The following is a 21791-nucleotide window of genomic DNA, read 5'->3' as shown; positions in this document are numbered from 1 at the left end:
GGGCGCTGACCGCCGGGCCGCCGCCGCTGCCGCTGCGCGCGGGCTACCGGAACCTGCTGCTCGGCCCGGTGGACGCGGCCGGCCGGTGCACCGCCACCGCCGAACTGACCGTCACGGTGACCGGGTACGACGAGCAGCCGGTGGTGCATCCGCGCCGGTTGACGCTGGTCCGCTCCGCCGTCGGCCGGCGGGTCGAGCACGAGGAGGGTGCGGGCGGGCCGCCGCCGCTCTGGGACCTCGGCGCCGTCCGGGCCGCGTCCGGCGCGCGCTGCCTGGTGCTCGGGGTGGACGGCGCGGACGCCGGGGGCCCGGTGGCGCTCGACGGGGCGGCCGCCGTCGGCGACCGGGCGGTGTCCGCCGTCGAGGCGCTCTGGGGCACCGCCTGGGCGGGCCGGCTGCTGCTCGAACTGCCCGCCACCGGGGAGCAGTTCGCCCGGCTGCTGGCGGAGGACCGGCCCGGCTGGTCGGAGCTGGCCGCGGTCACCGTCGCCGCCCCCGGTGCGCCGCTGCACACCCCGGCGGACCGGGTGCTGGTCAACCCGGAGGTGTACGCGCGGCTGAGCGACTTCGGCCGGCAGGTGGTGATCACCCACGAGACGATGCACGTGGCGACCCGGGCCGACACCCGGGCCTGGACGCCGCTCTGGCTCTCCGAGGGGGTCGCCGACTGGACCGGCTACCGCGACTCGGGCCGGTCGGCCCGGCAGATCGCCCCCGAGCTGGCCCGGGACGTCGCCGCCGGACGGCTGCCCGTCGCGCTGCCCGCGGACGCCGCCCTGACGGCCGGCGGGGAGGGCCTCGCGCAGGCCTACGAGCAGTCCTGGCTGGCCTGCGACCTGATCGCCCGCCGGTGGGGCCCGCAGCGGCTGACGGCCCTCTACCGGGCCGTCGGCGCGGCGGCCCCCGGGGCGGACCGGGAGGCCTGGCTGGACGGGCTGTTCCGGGACCGGCTCGGCCTCGGCCTGGCCGAGTTCACCCGCCTCTGGCTCGCCGAGGTCCAGAGCCTGAGTCGCTAACGTCGCTCGCTCGGGGCGGCCGTCGGCCGGTCGATGCCGTCCAGCAGGTCCTGCTCGTACGCGATGCCCGGGCGCACCGAGAACGCGGCGGCCGGCACCGGCTCGGGGCGGGTCATCACCACGGTGGCCGCGAGGCGCTCGGCGCGCCTGGTCGAACGCCAGAGCCGGACGCAGGACAGCACGGTGGCGACCAGCAGCAGCAGGTTGCGGACGGTCAGCACGGCGATCGCGCCGGGCTTGCTCGCGACCACGTCGCCGAAGACCAGCGGGAACTCCACCAGGGTCAGCGGGGTCGCGGCCAGGATCACCAGCGCCACCGGCCGCTGGCTGGTGCCGCGCACGGTCAGGCAGACCGCCGCCACGCCGACCAGCCAGACCAGGTACTGCGGGCTGATCACCCGGCTGGTCACGGTGAAGATCAGCAGCGCGGCGAGCGCCGCGTCGTACATGGTGGCCGCGTTGCGCCGCCGGGCGGTGAACCGCCAGAGCAGCAGCCAGCCGAAGCCGAGCACCGTGCCGGCCAGCATCACCTTGCTGACCAGCGGCACCCACGGCCCGAGCATCTCGACCGAGCCGTAGTTCATCATCACCTTGCCGTCCCAGCCCCCGGCGATCCGGGCGAAGTGGATCGGCAGCGCGCCGACCGACTCCACCTCGATGCCGCGGTCCTTCTGGAACGTCAGGAACTCGAAGGCGCCGTTCATCCCGGCCGCCAGCAGGAAGCCGATCGAGGCGGTCGCGGCGGCGGCGGCCGTCCAGGACCGCCGGGTGCGGCGGCCGGACGGGGTGCCGATGAGGCCGAGCAGCGGCCAGATCTTGACGATGCCGCCGAGGCCGAGCAGCAGGCCGCCGATCGCCGGGCGGCGGATCAGGGCCAGCAGGCCGGCCACCGCGATCGCGGTCACGATCACGTCGTAGCGGTTGTAGATCATCGGGCCGAGCAGGGGGACGCCGGCCACCCAGACCCAGGCGCCGGTCAGCGACCGGCCCTTGCGCAGCCCGGTGCGGAGCAGTAGGGCCATCGCGAGCGCGTCGGCGATCCCGCAGATCACCCAGAACGAGACCAGGTAGGACCAGGGCAGCAGACCGGGCAGCAGGATCACCAGGGCGGCGCCGGGCGGGTACTGCCAGGTGACGTCGTCCAGCGGGAAGGTGCCGGTCTGCAGCACCCCGTACCAGCCGTGGTAGATCAGCCAGACGTCGGCGGTGATGTCCCCGCCGGGCAGCCGCAGCACACCGGTCACCAGGAGCAGCAGCAGGGTCCGGGTGGCCACCCAGCTCGCGCCGAGCGCCAGGAGCGCGCCGGAACGGCCGGAGGGGCGCGTGGTGCGCTGCACGGGCTCGCGGCGGACGGCGAGCGCCGTGCCGGAGCCCTCGGCGCCGCTGGGTGTACCGGACTCGGTGGCCGGGGCCAACTCCACTGCGCTCCCTCGTTCGTCTCGGACGTCCCGTCGGCGGCGCCGCGCGACGGACGCCCGGGCGGTCCGGGCGCGTCGGGGCCGGGCCACCAGCGCGGGGCCGGGCCGGCCGCGCCGACCACCCAGGTAGTAGGACAGACCCACGGGTGGAACGGTTGCCCTGCGTGGATCCGTTCCCGGCGGGTCGTCGTGTTGACCTATCGTACGGATCACCCAGCGGTACACCGAGCACCCCCCGACCGAGCGAGCCGTGGCCTGATGCACAAGACCTTGATCGTCACCAACGACTTCCCGCCGAGGCCCGGCGGTATCCAGGCCTTCGTGCACAACATGGCCGTCCGTCAGCCCGCGGGAAGCATCGTGGTGTACGCCTCCACCTGGCGCGACGGCAGCGAGGTGGCCCGCTTCGACGCCGAGCAGCCGTTCCCGGTGATCCGCGACCGGACGAAGGTGATGGTTCCCACACCGCGGGTCACCCGGCGGGCCGCCGAGATCCTGCGGGCCGAGGGCTGCGACTCGGTCTGGTTCGGCGCCGCCGCGCCGCTCGGGCTGATGGCCCCCGCCCTGCGCCGCGCCGGGGCCGGCCGGCTGCTCGGCATGACCCACGGGCACGAGGCCGCCTGGGCCCAGCTGCCGGTGGCCCGGCAGCTGTTGCGCCGGATCGGCGAGGGCACCGACGTGCTCACCTACCTCGGCGAGTACACCCGTTCCCGGATCGCCGCCGCGGTCGGCCCGGAGCCGGCCGGGCGGATGGCGCAGCTGCCGCCCGGCGTGGACGAGCGGATCTTCCACCCGGACTCCGGCGGCGCCGCGGTGCGCGAGCGGCTCGGGCTGGCCGACCGGCCGGTGGTGGTCTGCGTCTCCCGGCTGGTGCCGCGCAAGGGCCAGGACACCCTGATCGAGGCGATGCCGCAGATCCTCGTCGACGTGCCCGACGCCGTGCTGCTGATCGTCGGCGGCGGCCCCTACCGGGCCGGCCTGGAGAAGCTGGTGGACGCCCGGGGCGTGCGCTCCGCCGTCCGGTTCACCGGCTCGGTGCCGTGGGAGGAGCTGCCGGCGCACTACGGCGCCGGCGACGTCTTCGCGATGCCCTGCCGCACCCGGCGCGGCGGGCTGGACGTCGAGGGGCTCGGCATCGTCTACCTGGAGGCCTCGGCGACCGGCCTGCCGGTGGTGGCCGGGGACTCCGGCGGTGCGCCGGACGCGGTGCTGGAGGGCGAGACCGGCTACGTGGTGCCGGGCGGCACGCCCGCGGCGGCGGCCGAGCGGATCGTCCGGCTGCTGAAGGACGAGGAGCTGCGCCGGCGGATGGGCGAGGCCGGGCGGCGCTGGGTGGACCGCTCCTGGCGCTGGGACCTGCTGGCCGGGCGGCTGACCTCGCTGCTGGCGGGCTGAGCCGAGGCCTCCCCCGGGCCGTTGGTACGGCCCGGGGGGAGGCCTCGGCGGAGCTACTTGCGGTAGATCGCCTCGACGTCGGCCGCGAAGTCCTTCAGCACGACGTTGCGCTTGAGCTTGAGCGAGGGCGTCAGGTGGCCGCTCTCCTCGGAGAAGACGGTGTCGAGCAGGCGGAACTTCTTCACCGCCTCGGCGTGCGAGACGGCCGCGTTGCCGTCGTCCACCGCCGACTGGAGGGCGGCCAGCAGGTCCGGGTCCTCGCGCAGGTCGGCCACCGTGGCCTCGGCGGGCTTGCGGTGCAACTCCTTCCACTTCGGGAAGAAGTCCTCGTCGACGGTGATCAGGCAGGCCACGAAGGGCTTGCGGTCGCCGACCACCATGACCTCGCCGACCAGGGCGTGCGCCCGGATCCGGTCCTCGATCACCGCCGGGGCGACGTTCTTGCCGCCCGCGGTGACGATGATCTCCTTCTTGCGGCCGGTGATCGTCAGGTAGCCCTCGTCGTCCAGCGAGCCGAGGTCGCCGGTGGCGATCCAGCCGTCCTTCAGGGTGTCGGCGGTGGCCTGCGGGTTGTTCCAGTAGCCGGTGAAGACGTGCGGGCCCTTGAAGAACACCTCGCCGTCCTCGGCGATCCGGACGGAGGCGCCGGGGACCGGCTGGCCGACCGAGCCGATCTTCGGCTTGTCCCACGGGTTGAAGGCGGTGGCCGCGCAGGTCTCGGTCAGGCCGTAGCCCTCCAGCACGGTGAAGCCGATGCCCCGGTAGAAGTGGCCGAGCCGCTCGCCGAGCGGGGCGCCGCCGGAGATCGCGTGGGTCGCCCGGCCGCCGAGCGCGGCCCGCAGCTTGCTGTAGACCAGCTTGTCGAAGACGGCGTGCTTGAGCTTGAGCAGCAGCCCGGCGCCGCCCGCGTCCAGCGCCCGGCTGTAGGCGATCGCGGTGTCGGAGGCCTTGTCGAAGATCTTGCCCTTGCCGTCGGCCTGCGCCTTGGCCCGGGCGGTGTTGTAGACCTTCTCGAAGACCCGGGGCACGCCCAGGATCAGGGTGGGCTTGAAGGTGGCCAGCTCGGTGGTGACGTCCCGGACGTCGGAGACGTGGCCGAGCTTGATCGGGGCCATCGCCGGGGCGATCTCGACGATCCGGGCGAACACGTGGGCCAGCGGCAGGAAGAGCAGGACGGAGCTCTCACCGGTGCGGAACAGCGGGGCCAGGCGCTCCACCACGTTGCCGCACTCGGCCAGGAAGTTGCCGTGGGTCAGCTGACAGCCCTTCGGGCGGCCGGTGGTGCCCGAGGTGTACACGATCGTGGCGAGCGAGTCGGCGGTGGCGACCGAGCGGCGCTCGGCGACCGTGGTGTCGGCGACCTCGCGGCCCGACTCGGTCAGCGCGGCGAGCGCCGGGCCCTCGATCTGCCAGGTGTGCCGCAGCTCCGGCAGGCGCTCCCGGACCTCCGCGACCACCGCGCTGTGGGCCTCGGTCTCGGTGAACACCGCGACCGCCCCGGAGTCGCCGAGGATCCACTCGACCTGCTCGGCGGAGGAGGTCTCGTACACCGGCACGGTGACCGCGCCGGCCGTCCAGATCGCGAAGTCCAGCAGCGTCCACTCGTACCGGGTGCGGGACATGACGCCCACCCGGTCGCCCGGCTCGACACCCGCGGCGATCAGGCCCTTCGCGGCGGCGTGCACCTCGACCAGGAACTGCGCGGCGGTCAACTCCTGCCACTGACCGTCCACCTTGCGGCTGAGCACCGCGACCTCGGGGTGCCGCTCGGCGTTCTGGTGCACGAGGTCGGAGAGGTTACCGCCGCTCGGTACCTGGTAGAGGGCCGGAAGGCTGAAGTCGAGCAAGACTGCTCCTCGTTCGCGACGCTGCGGGACGGCAGGACGTTACTGCCCGGTAGGCAGCTTCGGCCAGGGGGGTCGGCTCCGGTGTTCGAAGTGTCACACCGTGACCCCCCTCCGACCAGGTCGGGACCGGGTCGTTCGAATGGCACCCTACGACAGCCCGGAGGTGACCGGCCGGTAACGCCCGGTCACGGACGGCGTCTTCCGGCGCCGGTCCGCCCCCGGGTGCCTCCGGGGGCGGGCCGAGGGGCCGACCTGATCGCGGGGCGCGATAGCCTGCTCCGGGCGCACCCGGCCGAGCAGGCTCGGCCGGACCAGCACGGGACGACGCGGAGGGCCATTCCATGGCGGAGCACACCAGGTCGAGCATCACCATCGACGCGACCCCGGCGACGGTCATGGCCGTGATCGCCGACTTCGCCGCCTACCCGGCCTGGACCGGCGAGGTCAAGGAGATCGAGGTCCTGGAGACGGCCGAGAACGGCCGCGCGGCCCAGGTCCGGCTGGTGCTGGACGCCGGCGCCATCCGCGACGAGCACGTCCTCGCCTACACCTGGGACGGCGACCGCGAGTGCGGCTGGACCCTGGTCCGCAGCCAGATGCTCCGCTCGCTCGACGGCTCCTACACGCTGGCCCCGCTCGGCGCCGACCGCACCGAGGTCACCTACCAGCTCGCCGTCGACGTCAAGATCCCGATGCTCGGCATGATCAAGCGCAAGGCCGAGAAGGTCATCATCGACCGGGCCCTGGCCGGCCTGAAGAAGCGGGTCGAGGACACCGCCGCCGACAAGGCGCTCTGAGGCCCGGCGGCACCGACGAACGGGGGCGGTACGGCATGACGGCGACACGCACCATCCTGGTCAGCGGCGACCCGGCGGCGCCCACGGTGGCCGCCGCCACCGCCCTGCACGCCGCCCGGCAGGGCCGGCGCACCCTGCTCCTGGCGGCCGACGACCCGCACCGCACCCTGGACGCCGCCCTCGGCGTCCGCCTGGACGCCGAACCGGCCGAGTACGCGCCCGGCCTGGCCGTCGCCCGGACCGACGAGCAGGCCGCCTTCCGGCACGCCTTCGACGAGATCGGCGGCCGGCTCAAGCCCGCCCTCGACCTGCTCGGCGCCGAGCCGCTCGACCCCGAGGAGCTCACCGCCCTCCCCGGCACCGCCCGACTCGCCCTGCTCCGCGCGCTGCCCGCCGTCGACGCGGACGTCCTGGTGGTGCTCGCCCCGCCGCCCGCCGACCTGATCGCCACCCTCGCCCTGCCCGAGCAGCTGGAGCGCTACCTGGCCCGGCTCGTCCCCGAGCAGCGCCAGGCCGCCCGGGCCCTGCGGCCCCTGCTGGCCGGCCTCGCCGGCGTCCCGATGCCCGCCGAGTGGCTGTACGAGGCGCGCGTCAAGGCGGCCGGCGCGCTCGCCGCGGCGCGCGCCGCGATCACCGCCCCCGGCACCAGCGTCCGCCTGGTCACCGCCGCCGACGCCCACCCCTTCGAGGAGCTGCGGCGGATCCGGGCCGGACTCGCCCTGCACGGCCACCACCCCGACGCCGTCGTGGTGCACGGCGTCCTGCCGGACGCCGCCACCGACTCGCCCGACCCGTGGCTGGCCGCCCTCGCCGGGCGCCGCCGGGAGGAGCTCGCCGCGCTGGGCGCCGCCTGCGACGGCATCCCGCTGCTCACCACCGGGCCCGCCGAGGCCACCCTGGAGGCCGTCGCCGACCGCCTCTACGGCGCCGGCCCCGGCCCCGAGGCGCGGCCGGCCGGGGCGTGGACCGTCGAGGACCGGCTGGCCGCGGACGGCCTGCTGGTCTGGCACCTGGCGCTGCCCGGCGCCGAGCGCGAGGACCTGGACCTCGTCCGGCGCGGGGACGAACTGGTGGTCGGCCTCGGCGCCCACCGGCGGGTACTGCCGCTGCCGTCGGCGCTGCGGCGGTGCAACGTCGCCGGCGCGGGCCTGCAGGACGGGGTCCTGGCGATCCGCTTCGCCCCGGACCCGGCCCTCTGGCCCAGGTAGATCGAGCGTCCAAGGCGTCCGGCCGGGTCCGGTAGCGTCGGGGCGGGTGGCCGCGGGTGCGGTCGCCGCTGCTGAGGAGGCGCACGCGATGACCAGCACCGACCGGACCGAGCCCACCGCCGAGCACCCGTTCGGGCCGGAACTGGGCCCGCTGGTGGACGAGGTGCGCCGGTTCGCCTCCGCCGTCGGCGAGAAGGCCCAGGAGGCGAGCGCCGAGACCCTGATCTCGCTGGCCGGGCTGGCCGACCGCCTGCGCGAGAAGCAGCCCGAGGTGTACGGCCACCTCGCCGCCGCCGGGACCGAGCTGCTGGCCGCCTACCGGGCCGCGGTGACCGGCCGCGAGCGCCGCTGGACGGCCGGGGAGTCGGCCCGCCCCGAACGGGTGGACCTGGACGAGGACGCCCCTGAGGGGCCCTCCGCCAAGCAGTGAACCCCTGATTCCCTCCGGGTCACGACGTAACTACGCACTGTGACACAATTGGGAAAAATGTACGACTTTTGAAAGGGATCGGCCTCGTCGGGGCCAGACTGTCTTCGGTTAATGTATGCGGCGGTGTGTACGCGGGCGGGGTTGGGCGGTACCGTTCCGTCCAGCGGGAACGAGTGAATAGCTGAGGGACACATGGCTCTGACCATCGGCGTCGACGTCGGCGGGACCAAGATCGCGGCAGGCGTGGTCGACGAGGACGGTGAGATCCTCGCCCGGACCAGGGTGCCCACCCCGGCCGACCCGCAGTGGGCGGTCGACGCGATCGCGCAGGCCGTGCGCGAACTCAAGGACCAGTACCCCGACGTGGTCGCGGCGGGCATCGGCGCCCCCGGCTTCGTCGACCGCGACCGCTCGACGGTGATCTTCGCTCCCAACATCGACTGGGAGGACGAGCCGCTGCGCGGCCGGGTCGAGGAGCTCACCGGCCTGCCCGCGGTCATCGAGAACGACGCCAACTGCGCCGCCTGGGCCGAGTACCGCTTCGGCGCCGGCTCCGGCCACAGCGACATGGTGCTGATCACCGTCGGTACCGGCATCGGCGGCGGCCTCGTCCTGGACGGCCGGCTGCACCGCGGCCGGTTCGGCGTGGCCGGCGAGATCGGCCACCTCAACATGGTCCCGGACGGCCTGCCCTGCGGCTGCGGCGGCAGGGGCTGCTGGGAGCAGTACGGCTCCGGTCGCGCCCTGCGCCGGTACGGCCGGGAGCACGCCGCCGAGGACCAGGTGCGCGGCCGGCGGATGCTGGAGCTCAACGACGGCGTCGCCGAGACGATCCGCGGCATCCACATCACCCAGGCCGCCGAGGAGGGCGACCCGCTCGCCCTGGACTGCTACGCCGAGCTGGCCGACTGGCTGGGCCGGGGGATGGCCGACCTCGCGGCGCTCTTCGACCCGGGCGTCTTCGTGCTCGGCGGCGGGGTCTCCGACTCCGGCCGGCTGCTGCTGGACCCGGTCGCCAAGGCCTTCGAGCACTACCTGACCGGTGGGGTGCACCGTCCGCGCGCCGAGGTGGTGCTCGCCTCGACGGGATCGGCCGCCGGTATCGCCGGCGCGGCCGACCTGGCCCGCACGCTCTGATCCGCCCCGTCCCGTCGGACGGCCGCCCGGTTCCCCGCGAACCGGGCCGCCGTCGTGTTGCGCCGCCGTGTCGCGCCTCCTGACGAGCGGTAGCGTCGTCCGGGACGCCCAGGGGAGGAGTGCCGCGATGACCACCGCACCGGCCGAACTGCCGCCGCCCGCGCCGGGCCGGCTGCGGCTGCTCAGTTACAACATCCGCTCGCTGCGCGACGACCGGCGCGCGCTGGCCCGGGTGGTCCGGGCCTGCGCGCCCGACGTGGTCTGCGTCCAGGAGTCCCCGCGCTACTGGCGCCCCGAGGGGCAGGCGGCCTGGCTCGCCCGGGCGACCGGCACGGTGGTCCTCAGCGGCGGTGGCCGGACCGCGGCCGGGCCGCTGCTGCTCGGCCGGCCCGGCGTCCGGGTGGTGGCCACCCATGACCGGCTGCTGCCGAAGACCCGCGGACTGCACGCGCGCGGCTTCGCGACCGCGCTGGTCGAGGTGGCCGGCGCGGCGCCGTTCACCGTCACCAGCTGCCACCTCAGCCTGGACGCGGACGAGCGGCTGCGGCAGTTCGGACTGCTCGCCGGACAGCTGCGGCACGCCGAACTCGGCGTGATCGCGGGGGACTTCAACGAGCACCCGGACGGCCCCGGCTGGCGGTCGCTGGCCGGGCGGCTCCAGGACGGGCATGTGGTGGCGCCCTGGGGCGGCGAGATGACCTCCGTCCCGGACAACCCCTACCAGCGGCTCGACGCCGTCTTCGCGACGCCCGGCATCGAGGTGCTCGCCTGCGGCGTCCCGCACGGCCTGCCCGGCGTCACCGAGGCCGACCTGCGGGCCGCCACCGACCATCTCCCGGTGCTCGCGGTGCTCCAACTGCCCGTACGGCCTTAGGGACATGCGGCGCGGCACCCGAGGGGTGCCGCGCCGCGAACGCGTCTCGCTCCGGACGCTACGGGCAGCTGATGAGCGTGTCGCCGGCGGTCGCGGTGCAACTGTCGAAGCCCGAGCCGCCGTTCAGCGTGTCGGTGCCGGGGCCGCCGTTGAGCGAGTCGTTGCCGAGGCCGCCGAACAGCTGGTCGTTCCCGAGGCCGCCGAACAGCGTGTCGTTGCCGGACCCGCCGTCGACCATGTCGTTCCCTGAGCCGGCGTAGACGGTGTCGGAGCCGCTGCCCGCGCTGACGGTGTCGTTGCCGCCGAGCGCGCAGATGACGTCGTTGCCGCCGGTGCCGACGAGGGTCTCGGCGTTGGCGGTGCCGATGATCGTGCAGCCGTGGGCGTTGTTGACGGCGGTGGTGGCGGTGGCGGTGTTGTTGGCCGGGACGGGGTCGCTCTGGGTGGCGCCGGCGGTCGCGGTGTCGGTGAGGGTGCCGGTGGCCCGGGGCTCGACGGTCACCGTGACGGTGGTGGAGGCGCCCGCCGCGAGGGTGCCGAGTGCGCAGTTGGCGCTGGTGGCGGTGGTGGTGCAGCTGCCCTGGCCGGGCGCGGCGGAGACCAGGGCGGCCGGGCCGGTGAGGGTGTCCGTGAGGGTGACGCCGGTGGCGGCCTGGCTGCCGCTCCGGTTGGTGACCGTCACGGTGTAGGCCGGGGTGTCGCCGATGCTGGTCGTGGTCGGACCGGTCTTGGTGACCGACAGGTCGACGCCGGACGGGGCGTTCACGGTGGTGCTCGCGGTGGCGGTGTTGTTGGCCGGGACGGGGTCGCTCTGGGTCGCGCCGACGGTCGCGGTGTCGGCGAGGGTGCCCGCGCCGGTGGTGCCGACCGTGACCGTCACGGTGGTGGAGGCGCCGGCCGCGAGGGTGCCGAGTGCGCAGCTGGCGCCGGTGGCGGTGGTGGTGCAGCTGCCCTGGCCCGGCGTGGCCGAGAGCACGGTGCCCGGGCCGGTGATCGAGTCGGAGAGCGTGACGCCGGTGGCGGCCGTGGCGCTGTTGTTGGTGACCGTCACGGTGTAGGCGGCCTGGGCGCCGGCGGTGACGCTGCCGGGGCCGGTCTTGGTGACCGACAGGTCCACCCCGGCGGGCGTACCGGCGGAGCCGTCGTAGCGGGCGAGGGCCGCGTCGCCGTCGCTGTATCCGGCCGCGAGGATCCGGCCGTCCGGCTGGACGGCGGTGCCGAGCGCCTGGTCGAAGCCCCCGCCGAAGTCGGTGGTGGCCCTGCCGTCGCCGCTGAAGCCGGTGTCGAGGGCGCCGGTGGAGGTGTAGCGGGCGAGCGCGAAGTCGCTGCCGCCGCTGCCCGTCGAGGTGGAGCCGACGACGACGATCGCGCCGCCGGACTGCACCGCGACGCCGTAGGCGACCTCACCGCCGCCGAAGTCGGTGGTGACCTTGCCGTCGGTGTCGAAGCCGCCGTCGAGGTTGCCGGCGCTGTTGTAGCGGGCCAGGGCGAAGTCGTTGCCGGTGTAGCCCGCGGCGACGATCTTGCCGTCGGGCTGCAGGGCCAGCGCGTGGGCGAACTCGACGCCGCCGAAGGTGGTGGCGACCTTGCCGTCGCTGCTGAAGCCGGTGTCGGGGGCGCCGGTGGAGGTGTAGCGGGCGAGCGCGAAGTCGTAGTTGCCGGCGCCGCTGCCGGTGTAGCCGGCGGCGACGATCTTCCCGTCGCCCTGCACCGCCACCGCGCGAGCCGCGTCGGCGCCACCGTCGAAGTCGGTGGTGGCCCGGCCGTCGTTGTCGAAGCCGCTGTCGAGGGTGCCGTCGGTGTTGAGGCGGGCCAGCGCGAAGTCACCCCCCGTCAGACCGGCGGCGACGATCTTGCCGTCGCCCTGCACCGCGACGCCGAACGCGTCGTCGGCGCCGCCGGTGCCGAAGTCGACGACGGTCCTGCCGCCGGTGCCGAAGCCGGTGTCCAGGGAGCCGTCGGTGTTGTACCGGGCCACCGAGAACCAGCCGACGCCGCCCTCGGGCACCTCGCTGCGGCCGACCGCGACGATCTTGCCGTCGCTCTGGAGGGCGAGGCCGTGCGCCGCGTCCGAGCCGCCGTTGAAGTCGGTCGTCACCTTGCCGCCGGTACCGAAACCGCTGTCCAGGCTGCCGTCCGGGTTGTACCGGGCCAGGGCGAAGTCGTCGGTGGCACCCGCGTACCCGGCCACCACGATCTTGCCGTCGGCCTGGACGACGACCCCGTGGGCCTCGTCGGACCCGCCGCCGAAGTCGGTGGTCACCCTTCCGCCCGTGCCGAAGGTCGGATCCAGGTCGCCGGGCGCGGCGAGCGCCGCCCCGGGGACCGCCAGTACGAGCAGCAGGCCGGCGGCTGCCACCGCGGCGACCCGGCCGACCCCCGGCCGTGTGCCTGACCTGGACTTGGGCGAACGGTCCACTGTGAGTCTCCTCGTCGTCCCACGGGTGCGCCGTGCACCCGCCGCCCCCGGCCGGCCCCTCGTCCGCGAGGAGCGCCCGACCCGGGAACGTCGGCACACAGCTTCGGGGCGGCCCGTGCGGCGGCCCGGCAGGTCAGGGCACCGCTGCGCCCACTGGTCGCCGAACTCCACCCCGAGGAGTGATCGGTGGAGCGGCCGGTGCGCCGGGAAGTCCCGCCCGTCGACGAGCCCGGCCCCCCGACCGAGTGGTCGAGGGGCCGGGGGACGGGCCGCGCGGGCGTCAGACGACGGCGCCGCCGTGCGGGTCCTCGGGCTCGTCCTCGTCGTGGTCCTTCATCCGGACCACCAGGGTGGCGAAGCCGCCCAGGAAGGAGGCCACCCCGACCCAGGCCGGCCAGCCGGCGACCTCGCGCCAGACCACCGCGTCGAAGAGCAGCAGCGCGGGGCCGCCGAGCACCGCGAGCCAGGCGAACTTGGCGGTGGTGTCGGCCTCCGGCAGCGGCGGCGGCTCCGGCGGCTCGAAGTGGCCCTCGTCGGCGTCCTCGGTGAGCTCGAAGTCGCGCGGCCCGGAGCCGGCGGCCGGCATCACCGGGCGGCCGGAGCGGGGGCGCGGCTGGGGCGCCAGGTCGGCGAGGTCGCCGGGCTCGCCGGGGAAGCGGTCGGTGTCGGAGCGGTCCTTGACGTTCTTGAACTCGCCACGTGCCCGGAGGTTCTCGATCTCCGGCCAGTTGGGGTTGTTGAGGTCCACCGGGTCGTCGAACTGGGCGACCAGCGCGGCGAAGATCTCGTCCTGCTCGGCCTGGCTGCGCTCGGGCGCGCGCCGCGTACGGGCCGGCTCGGCGGGCTCGCCGCCCTCGCCCGTCACCGGGACACCACCGGTCCCGGAGCCAGTCCCGGAGCCGGCAGCGCCCCCGGACCCGCTCCCAGCCCCAGCCCCGGACGCGCCGGTCGCCGTCGCCTCGCCGCCCGCCGCCGGGGCCGCCGTGCCCCCGGCCGGACCGCGGCCCGGCTGCTCCCCGTCCGGCCGCCCGGCGCCCGGCCGCGCGCCGCCCGTGGTCGCACCCTCCTCGCGGGGCGCGTCGTCCTCGCCGCCCGCCGTGCTGCTCTCGTGCACTTCCGGCCCTTCAGCCTTGGTGGTGGTCGGATTCCCCCGCACTGACCCCCGCCGCGTGCGCGGGCGCCAGCCGTCGGATGAAGTCCTGGGCGGCCGCGAATATTTCCGCCGCGTCGTGGTCCAGCGTCGCGACGTGATAGCTGCGCTGGCACAGCCGCTCCGTCACATCGGTCGAGGATATCCGGGCCAGCACCAGCTCGGAGTTGGCCGCGGAGACCACGTGGTCCTGCGGGCTGCGGAAGAGCAGCACCGGCTGGGTCACCTGCGGCAGCCGGGTCTGGACGTCCTTCCACAGCCTGGCCAGCGACCACGCGGCGTGCAGCGGTGTGCGGTCGTAGGCCAGCTCGTCCGCGCCGGGCCGGGCGATGTCGTTGGCGACCCCGGGCAGGCTCGGCACCAGGTGCCGCAGCACCGGCAGAATGACACTCGCGGGGTTGTCCGACCGCACCGACGGGTTGACCAGCACCAGTCCGGCGATCTTCGGCCCGTGCACGGCGGCCAGCCGCAGCGCCAGACCGCCGCCCATCGAGAGCCCACAGACGAAGACCTGCTCGCACCGCTGCGCCAACTCCAGCAGCTCCCGCTCGACCTCGGCGTACCAGTCCTCCCAGCGGGTCATCTGCAGGTCCTGCCAGCGCGTGCCGTGGCCCGGCAGCACCGGCAGCGCGACGGTGTACCCGGCGGCGGCCAGGTCCTCCGCCCACGGCCGCAGCGATCGTGGCGAGCCGGTGAACCCGTGGCAGAGCAGGACGCCCACCGGCCCGCCCCGGTGGCGGTACGGTTCGGCGCCGGGCAGCAGCGACATGGCGGGCTCCTTCGCGGGCGAGGACGCTGGAGGGTGGCGCTGGTACGAGCGGGACGCGCTGGACGTACGGGTGCGGGTGGGTGCGTATGAGTACGTACGGGTGCGTGCGGACACGTGCGTGCGGGGGCGGACCCGGTGCGGGAGGCGGCCGAATTCGCATCGTCCCACGGGCCCGCCCGCCGCGTACACCCCCGCCGGGCACCCGGCCCGACGCCCGGTCACGCGCCCCCCGGAACACCCCGCCGGGGCGGGGCGGGGCACGGGCGGGCGCCGGGGGGCATTAGGATCGACCGGTCCGCAATACAGGAGGCCCGGGTTGTTCTACCGACTGATGAAGATGATCGTCGCGCCGCTGCTTCGGATCTTCTTCCGGCCGTGGATCGAGGGTGAGGAGAACATCCCCACCGAAGGTGCCGCGATCATCGCGAGCAACCACCTCTCGTTCTCGGACTCCTTCTTCTTCCCCGCGTTGATCAAGCGCCGGGTGACCTTCATCGCCAAGGCGGAGTACTTCACCACGCCGGGCATCAAGGGCCGGCTGACCGCCGCCTTCTTCAAGGGCGTCGGCCAGCTCCCGGTCGACCGCTCGGGAGTGCGCGGCGCCGGCGAGGCGGCGATCCGCTCGGCGATCGCCGTGCTGGACCGCGGCGAGCTGTTCGGCGTCTACCCGGAGGGCACCCGCTCGCCCGACGGCAAGCTCTACCGGGGCAAGGTCGGCGGCCTGGCCCGCGTCGCGCTGGCCACCGGCGCGCCGGTCATCCCGGTCGCGATGATCGACACCGAGAAGGTGCAGCCGCCCGGCCAGGTGGTCCCGAACTTCGGCATCCGCCCGGGCATCCGGATCGGCCGCCCGCTGGACTTCTCCCGCTACCACGGCATGGAGAACGACCGCTTCATCCTCCGTTCGGTGACGGACGAGGTGATGTACGAGATCATGCGGCTCTCCGGCCAGGAGTACGTGGACATCTACGCGACCGCCGCCAAGCGGCAGATCGCCGACGACAAGAAGAAGGCCGACGCCGAGCGCAAGGCCGTGCAGAAGGCCGAGCAGGCCGCCGCCAAGGCCGAGAAGGCCGAGGCGGAGAAGCTGGAGAAGGCCGAGCAGGAGAAGGCCGAACAGCAGAAGGCCGAGCAGGAGCAGCAGAAGGAGACCGGGTCGGCCTGAGTCGGGGCCGGCCGGGCGCCGGGGGGAGGGCGGCAGTCATGACGGACGGCGGCATAGGCGGCATAGGCGGCGCGGCGGGGCCGGGCGCGGTCGGCGCGGCGGCGGCGGCGGGCGGCATGTCCGTCGAGCTGCCGCTCTGGCGGGCCATCTCCTTCTTCCGGGTGCTGGCCCTGTGCTACGCGCTGCTCCGGTACTTCGACTCCTACCTGGAGTTCCTGCACCCCGTCGCCGGCTGGATCTACCTCGGCGCGCTGACCCTCTGGACGCTGGCCTCCACCCGGGCGTTCTCCGGCCCGCACCGCTGCACCTGGTACGTGCTCACCACCGACCTCACGCTCGTCGTCACCGGCATCGTGATGAGCGGCATGGTCGACGATCCCGCCCGGATCAGCCACGGCGCGCCGACCCTGCCCACCATCTGGGCGGCCGGCACCGTGCTCGGCTTCGCCGGCCGGGGCGGCTGGCGCTGGGCGGCGGCGGCCGGCTCGGTGATCGGGGTGGCCAACATCCTCGGCCACGGCGGTGCGACCGGCGACAACATCCACAACATCGTGCTGCTCATGGTGGCCGGCTGCGCGATCGGCTACGTCATCGAACTGGCCCGGGCCAGTGAGGCGACGCTCACCCGGGCGCTCCAGGTCGAGGCGGCCAACCGGGAGCGCGAGCGGCTCTCCCGGGACATCCACGACGGGGTGCTGCAGGTGCTCGCGCTGGTCCAGCGCCGGGGCACCGAGGCGCCGGCCGGCGGCGCGGACCTCGGCGAGCTGGGCCGGCTGGCGGGGGAGCAGGAGCGCGCCCTGCGCGCGCTGATGAGCGGCGGCCCGCTGCCCGCCCAGCGCGAACCCGAGCAGCCGCAGGACCTCCGCGGCCTGCTCACCCCGTACGCGGACGAGCGGGTGACCGTGTCGGCGCCCGGCACCCCGGTGCTGCTGCCCGCGCGGGCCGCCGGTGAGCTGGCCGCCGCCGTCGGCGCCGCGGTGGACAACGTCCGCCGGCACGCCGGGCCCGCGGCGCGTGCCTGGATCCTGGTCGAGGACGAGCCGGAGGCCGTCACCGTGTCGATCCGCGACGACGGCCCCGGGTTCGCGCCCGGGCGGCTCGGCGAGGCGGAGCGGGCCGGCCGGCTCGGCGTCTCCCAGTCGATCCGCGGCCGACTGCTGGACCTCGGCGGCACCGCGGAGCTGTACTCGGCGCCCGGGGAGGGCGTCGAGGTGGAGCTCAGGGTCCCGCGCACCGCGGCCGGCGCCCCGGCCGGCCGGCCGTGACCGCTCCCGACACCTCCCGCACACCTCCCGCGAAAGGGTTCCGCGCATGACCACCGACCAGTCGATCGACCAGCAGGCGGCCGCCGGCCGGCCGGTGCGGGTGATGGTGGTGGACGACCACCCGATGTGGCGCGACGCCGTCTCCCGCGACCTCGCCGAGGCCGGGCTGGACGTGGTGGCCACCGCCGGGGACGGCGAGGAGGCCGTCCGCCGGGCCCGCGCCTGCTCCCCGCAGGTCGTGGTGCTCGACCTCAACCTGCCCGGCCTGTCCGGCGCCGAGGCCTGCCGCCAGGTGGTCGCCAACGACCCGTCGGTGCGCGTCCTGGTGCTCTCCGCGAGCGGTGAGCACGCGGACGTGCTGGAGGCCGTGAAGTCCGGCGCGACCGGGTACCTGGTCAAGTCGGCCGGGCGGGAGGAGCTGCTGGACGCGGTGCGGCGCACCGCCGTCGGCGACGCGGTGTTCACCCCCGGCCTGGCCGGGCTGGTGCTCGGCGAGTTCCGCCGGCTGGCGGCCGAGCCGCCCGCCCCGGCCGCCCCGGTCGTCCCGCAGCTGACCGCCCGGGAGACCGAGGTGCTGCGGATGGTCGCCAAGGGCCTGTCGTACAAGCAGATCGCCGATCGGCTGGTGCTCTCCCACCGCACCGTGCAGAACCACGTCCAGAACACCCTGGGCAAGCTCCAGCTGCACAACCGGGTCGAGCTGGTCCGGTACGCGATCGAGCAGGGGCTGGACGACGGGATCTGACGGGATCTGACGAGGTGTGACGGGGCCCGCCGTCCGGGCGGGGTGGTCGCGCACCCCGCCCGGCGCCGGAGGCTCAGCCCTGGCCGGCGGCCACCGCCTCGCGCAGCATCCCGGCGACGATCTCCACACCCTCCCGGGTGAGCACCGACTCGGGGTGGAACTGCAGCCCGGCGAAGCCCGGCCCGCGCAGCGCGTGCACGTCCCCGGTCAGCGGGTCGCGGGCCACCTCGACGCCCTCGGCGGCCAGCCGGGCGGCGTCGGCGTCCGTGCAGCGGGCCGTGAAGGTGTTGTAGAAGCCGACCGTCCGCCGCGTCCCGAACAGGTCCACGGTCTCCTGCGCGCCCTGGTACGGCACGGCCTTGCGGGCCAGCGGCAGTCCGAGCGCGGCGGACAGCAGCTGGTGGCTGAGGCAGACGGCGAGCAGCGGGGCGGTGCGCCGACCGTCCCGGACGGCGGCCAGCGCGTCGGTGACGATCGGGCGCAGCACGGCCATCTTGGGGTCGTCGGCGGCGGCCGGGTCGCCCGGGCCGGGGCCGAGCACCAGCGCGCCGGGGTGGGCGGCGACCCGCTCGCGCAGGCCCGGCTCGTCGTAGCGGGCCACGGTGACCCGGTGGCCGAGCGAGGTCAGCAGATGGCCGAGCATCGCGGTGAAGGTGTCCTCGCCGTCGACGACCAGGGTCTCCAGCTCCTCGGTGACCAGGGACGGCTGCTGCATCCGCAGCCAGAACGGGGCGAGGCCGGCCCGCCGGGCGCCGAGCGCGGCCTGGACGCGGTGGTTGTCGCCGAGCCGGGGGCCGCTCCGGCCGGCCGGCCGGTCGGGGGCCGGGCGGGCGCCGATCGCGGTGAGCACCCCGGCGGCCTTGGCGTGCGTCTCGGCGACCTCGGACTCCGGGTCGGAGTGGCGGACGAGGGTGGCGCCGACCCGGACGGCGAGCCGGCCGGTGGCCGGGTCGATGTCGGCGGTGCGGATGCAGATCGGGGAGTCGAGCAGCTGCCCGCCGCTGGCCGCGCGGCCGATCAGGGCGAGCGCCCCGGAGTAGTAGCCGCGGCCGCCGCGCTCGTACCGCTTGATCACCCGGGTGGCGTTCTGCACCGGGCTGCCGGTGACGGTGGCGGCGAACATGGTCTCCTTCAGCACCTCCCGGACGTCCAGCGAGGTGCGGCCGCGCAGCTCGTACTCGGTGTGCGCGAGGTGGGACATCTCCTTGAGCCGGGGGCCGAGCACCTGGCCGCCGAGGTCGCCGACGGTGCACATCATCTTGAGTTCCTCGTCGACCACCATGGTCAGCTCCTCCAACTCCTTGGGGTCGTGGAGGAAGGAGATCAGCGATTCGAGGTCGGAGCCGGCGGCGGGATAGCGGTAGGTGCCGGAGATCGGGTTCATCACGACCGTCCCGCCGCTCTGCCGGACGTGCACCTCGGGGGAGGCGCCGACCAGGACGCGGTCGCCGGTGTGCACCAGGAAGGTCCAGTAGGCGCCGCGCTCCTGCTCCAGCAGCCGCCGGAACAGGGTGAGGGCGAGCGCGGGGGAGCAGCCGCCCTCGCCGGCTCCGCCGGGGGCCTCCAGGGTCGCGGTGAAGTCGCGGCGGATGACGAAGTTGGCGCCCTCGCCGCGCCCGATCTCCTCGTCGATCACCTGGCGGACGATCGCGGCGTACTCGGCGTCGTCGATGTCGAAGCCTCCGCCGGTCAGGGTGACGGGCAGCCGGGGCAGCGCCGCGGTGACCTCGGCGAGCGGCAGGGCGTACTGCTCGGTGACCGAGAGGGCCTGGAGCGGGGTGTCGTCGTCGTGCGCCTCGAAGCCGCGCTCGCGGATCTGCCGGTAGGGGACGAGGGCGAGCAGGTCGTGGACCGGGCCGTCGGAGGGGACGCCGTGGCGGACCGGCAGGTCGGCCAGCCGGTCGTGGTCGGAGACGGTGCCGAGCAGCACCTCGACCGTGTCCGGGGCGGTTCGCGGGGTGCGGCGGTGCAGCAGGGCGAAGGCCGGTGCGTCGGCGGCGGTGAGGCGGGCGAGCAGGTCGGCGGCACTGGTCACGGTGGCGGCGTTCCTTCCGGGGTGGCTTCTGCGGCGGGTGCGGGGTTCCGCTCCCGGGAGGCTGCCGGCCGACTGGAGAACGCCGACGGCCGCCCCGGGGGGCGGCCGTCGTGTGCGTCTAGGAACGCGCGGACTGTGGGCCACCCAGAGGGTCGGCCCACCACCAGGATTGGGTGTGCGGCGTGTTCACGGGACCGAGCCTAGCGGATCCTCGGGCGGGCGTGAGGGGTGTCACTCGAATGTCCGCAAGGTGTCTCATCCCTCGGGCGGTGGTCATGATTCGGTTGCCGCACCCCGTAGCCTTGACCGCGTGACCGTGACGAATCCCCACACCTGGCAGTCCCTGCCCGCGGCGCAGCAGCCCGAATGGCCGGACCAAGAGGCTCTGCGCAAGACCCTTGCCGAGCTCGCCTCGTATCCGCCCCTCGTCTTCGCCGGCGAGTGCGACCAGCTGCGCGCCCGACTCGGTGCGGTGGCCCGTGGCGAGGCCTTCCTGCTGCAGGGCGGTGACTGCGCCGAGGCCTTCGACGGTGTCTCGGCGGAGCACATCCGCAACAAGCTCAAGACCCTGCTCCAGATGGCGGCGGTGCTGACCTACGCGGCCTCGGTGCCGGTGGTGAAGGTCGGCCGGATCGCCGGCCAGTACTCCAAGCCGCGCTCCAAGTCGACCGAGACCCGCGACGGCGTGACCCTGCCGGTCTACCGCGGCGACTCGGTGAACGGCTTCGAGTTCACCCCCGAGTCCCGGATCCCGGACCCGGAGCGGCTGAAGCGGATGTACAACGCGTCCGCCGCGACGCTGAACCTGGTGCGCGCCTTCACCACCGGTGGGTACGCGGACCTGCGCCAGGTGCACGCCTGGAACCAGGACTTCGTGCGCAACTCGCCGGCCGGTCAGCGCTACGAGCAGCTGGCCCGCGAGATCGACAACGCGCTGGCGTTCATGAACGCCTGTGGCGTGGCGCCGGAGGAGTTCCGGACGGTCGAGTTCTACTCGTCCCACGAGGCGCTGGTCCTCGACTACGAGACCGCGCTGACCCGCGTGGACTCGCGCACCGGCGAGCTGTACGACGTCTCCGGCCACATGGTGTGGATCGGTGAGCGCACCCGCCAGCTGGACCACGCGCACATCGAGTTCGCCTCGAAGATCCGCAACCCGATCGGTGTGAAGCTCGGCCCGACCACGACGGTCGACGAGGCGCTGACCCTGATCGAGAAGCTGGACCCGGAGCGTGAGCCCGGCCGGCTCACCTTCATCACCCGGATGGGCGCGGGCAAGGTCCGCGAGGCCCTGCCGACCCTGGTGGAGAAGGTCACCGCCTCCGGCGCCCAGCCGGTCTGGATCTGCGACCCGATGCACGGCAACACCTTCGAGGCGTCCAGCGGGCACAAGACCCGTCGCTTCGACGACGTGCTCGACGAGGTCAAGGGCTTCTTCGAGGTGCACCGCGCGCTCGGCACCCACCCGGGCGGCATCCACGTGGAGCTGACCGGCGACGACGTCACCGAGTGCGTCGGCGGCGGCGACGAGGTGCTGGTCGACGACCTGCACCAGCGCTACGAGACGGCCTGCGACCCGCGGCTCAACCGCAGCCAGTCGCTGGACCTCGCGTTCCTGGTCGCCGAGATGTACCGCGGCACCGTCTGAGACCGTCCCGAATGTGAGCGAAGCCTCTCCGGCCTGGGGTTTTCCCCGGCCGGAGAGGCTTTTGCGTACCCGGTTCGGCGGGTAAGGTGAGGCTTAGTGAACTAAGGCAAGCCTTAGTCAAGATCCACTGAGTCGAGATCCACTCGCTGCACCCCGGGAGAGACCGCGATGTACGTGTGCATGTGTCATGCGGTCACCGAGGACCAGGTGAAGCGGGCGATCGACGCGGGGGCCAACACGCCGCGCCAGATAGCCAAGGGCTGCAAGGCCGGCACCGACTGCGGGTCCTGCGTCCGGCGGATCCAGGCCCTGCTCGGTGAGCACGGCGCCCGGCCCTGCCCGACCGCGCGGCTCGCCACCAAGCTGGGTCTGGCCGACCCGGGGGCCGATCCCGGGTCGGCCCCGGCACCGTCCTTGTCCCCGTCACCGGTGGTACCGCTGCGCGCCGTCGCCTGAGCGCCGCGTGCGTGCCG

Annotated in this window: 18 protein-coding genes; 12 read left to right on the top strand and 6 right to left on the bottom strand. The window is 74.5% G+C overall.

Annotated elements, in window-relative coordinates; translation table 11 throughout:
• Positions 1–68: 68 nt before the first annotated feature.
• Positions 69–1016, top strand: a complete 948-nt coding sequence (locus ACFP3U_RS03760; RefSeq protein WP_380223677.1) for a hypothetical protein — start codon at positions 69–71, stop codon at positions 1014–1016.
• On the opposite strand, the gene ACFP3U_RS03755 is transcribed toward ACFP3U_RS03760, so the two are convergent.
• Positions 1013–2437 (bottom strand): glycosyltransferase 87 family protein, encoded by a 1425-nt coding sequence (locus tag ACFP3U_RS03755; protein WP_380223676.1) that lies wholly within the window; start codon positions 2435–2437, stop codon positions 1013–1015. The genes ACFP3U_RS03760 and ACFP3U_RS03755 overlap by 4 nt on opposite strands.
• 255 nt (positions 2438–2692) lie before the next feature.
• Here ACFP3U_RS03755 and ACFP3U_RS03750 point away from each other — a divergent pair, with 255 nt between their 5' ends.
• Positions 2693–3829 carry a glycosyltransferase family 4 protein gene (locus ACFP3U_RS03750; protein WP_380223675.1) on the top strand — a complete coding sequence of 379 codons (1137 nt, stop codon included), beginning with the start codon at positions 2693–2695 and terminating at the stop codon, positions 3827–3829.
• 53 nt (positions 3830–3882) lie between these two features.
• Here the strand turns inward: ACFP3U_RS03750 and ACFP3U_RS03745 are convergent, their stop codons facing one another.
• Positions 3883–5676 (bottom strand): AMP-dependent synthetase/ligase, encoded by a 1794-nt coding sequence (locus ACFP3U_RS03745; RefSeq protein ID WP_380223673.1) that lies wholly within the window; start codon positions 5674–5676, stop codon positions 3883–3885.
• Positions 5677–6017: 341 nt separating this feature from the next.
• Here ACFP3U_RS03745 and ACFP3U_RS03740 point away from each other — a divergent pair, with 341 nt between their 5' ends.
• From ACFP3U_RS03740 to ACFP3U_RS03720, 5 genes are all read left to right on the top strand, one after another.
• Complete coding sequence (locus ACFP3U_RS03740; protein WP_376084123.1) at positions 6018–6473, top strand: SRPBCC family protein; 456 nt, start codon at positions 6018–6020, stop codon at positions 6471–6473.
• 35 nt (positions 6474–6508) lie between these two features.
• Positions 6509–7681: an ArsA family ATPase gene (locus ACFP3U_RS03735; protein ID WP_380223672.1), complete on the top strand. Its 1173-nt coding sequence runs from the start codon at positions 6509–6511 to the stop codon at positions 7679–7681.
• Positions 7682–7769: 88 nt separating this feature from the next.
• Entirely contained in the window at positions 7770–8111 is a 342-nt protein-coding gene (locus ACFP3U_RS03730) for a DUF5304 family protein (RefSeq protein ID WP_380223671.1), read from the top strand.
• A 192-nt stretch (positions 8112–8303) separates the two neighbouring features.
• Positions 8304–9248 carry an ROK family glucokinase gene (locus tag ACFP3U_RS03725; protein WP_380223670.1) on the top strand — a complete coding sequence of 315 codons (945 nt, stop codon included), beginning with the start codon at positions 8304–8306 and terminating at the stop codon, positions 9246–9248.
• 127 nt (positions 9249–9375) lie between these two features.
• Positions 9376–10122 (top strand): endonuclease/exonuclease/phosphatase family protein, encoded by a 747-nt coding sequence (locus ACFP3U_RS03720; protein WP_380223669.1) that lies wholly within the window; start codon positions 9376–9378, stop codon positions 10120–10122.
• Between the two features lie 58 nt (positions 10123–10180).
• Here ACFP3U_RS03720 and ACFP3U_RS03715 read toward each other — a convergent pair whose 3' ends face one another.
• From ACFP3U_RS03715 to ACFP3U_RS03705, 3 genes are all read right to left on the bottom strand, one after another.
• A complete protein-coding gene (locus ACFP3U_RS03715) occupies positions 10181–12481 on the bottom strand; it encodes a calcium-binding protein (protein ID WP_380223668.1) in 2301 nt (766 codons plus the stop codon).
• A gap of 340 nt (positions 12482–12821) precedes the next feature.
• On the bottom strand, positions 12822–13406 hold the full coding sequence (locus tag ACFP3U_RS03710) for a hypothetical protein (protein ID WP_380223667.1): 585 nt from the start codon (positions 13404–13406) through the stop codon (positions 12822–12824).
• A 259-nt stretch (positions 13407–13665) separates the two neighbouring features.
• Positions 13666–14460: an alpha/beta hydrolase gene (locus tag ACFP3U_RS03705; RefSeq protein ID WP_380223666.1), complete on the bottom strand. Its 795-nt coding sequence runs from the start codon at positions 14458–14460 to the stop codon at positions 13666–13668.
• A gap of 331 nt (positions 14461–14791) precedes the next feature.
• Between ACFP3U_RS03705 and ACFP3U_RS03700 the strand changes: the two genes are divergently transcribed.
• From ACFP3U_RS03700 to ACFP3U_RS03690, 3 genes are read left to right on the top strand one after another with little or no spacing between them, the layout of a single operon-like run.
• Positions 14792–15625, top strand: a complete 834-nt coding sequence (locus ACFP3U_RS03700; protein ID WP_380223726.1) for a lysophospholipid acyltransferase family protein — start codon at positions 14792–14794, stop codon at positions 15623–15625.
• 38 nt (positions 15626–15663) lie between these two features.
• A complete protein-coding gene (gene macS, locus ACFP3U_RS03695) occupies positions 15664–16890 on the top strand; it encodes a MacS family sensor histidine kinase (RefSeq protein ID WP_380223665.1) in 1227 nt (408 codons plus the stop codon).
• A gap of 46 nt (positions 16891–16936) precedes the next feature.
• Entirely contained in the window at positions 16937–17635 is a 699-nt protein-coding gene (locus tag ACFP3U_RS03690; protein WP_380223664.1) for a response regulator, read from the top strand.
• 73 nt (positions 17636–17708) lie between these two features.
• On the opposite strand, the gene ACFP3U_RS03685 is transcribed toward ACFP3U_RS03690, so the two are convergent.
• On the bottom strand, positions 17709–19670 hold the full coding sequence (locus ACFP3U_RS03685) for an anthranilate synthase family protein (protein WP_380223663.1): 1962 nt from the start codon (positions 19668–19670) through the stop codon (positions 17709–17711).
• Between the two features lie 310 nt (positions 19671–19980).
• Here ACFP3U_RS03685 and ACFP3U_RS03680 point away from each other — a divergent pair, with 310 nt between their 5' ends.
• Complete coding sequence (locus ACFP3U_RS03680) at positions 19981–21318, top strand: class II 3-deoxy-7-phosphoheptulonate synthase (protein WP_380223662.1); 1338 nt, start codon at positions 19981–19983, stop codon at positions 21316–21318.
• Between the two features lie 168 nt (positions 21319–21486).
• Positions 21487–21774 (top strand): (2Fe-2S)-binding protein, encoded by a 288-nt coding sequence (locus ACFP3U_RS03675; protein ID WP_380223661.1) that lies wholly within the window; start codon positions 21487–21489, stop codon positions 21772–21774.
• The last annotated feature ends 17 nt before the right edge of the window (positions 21775–21791 follow it).

The organism is Kitasatospora misakiensis, from assembly GCF_042656005.1.
In the GTDB taxonomy this organism is placed as follows: Bacteria; Actinomycetota; Actinomycetes; order Streptomycetales; family Streptomycetaceae; genus Kitasatospora; species Kitasatospora misakiensis.
The sequence above is the reverse complement of the archived record's forward strand: the minus strand, read 5'-3'. Positions and strand labels throughout refer to the sequence as shown.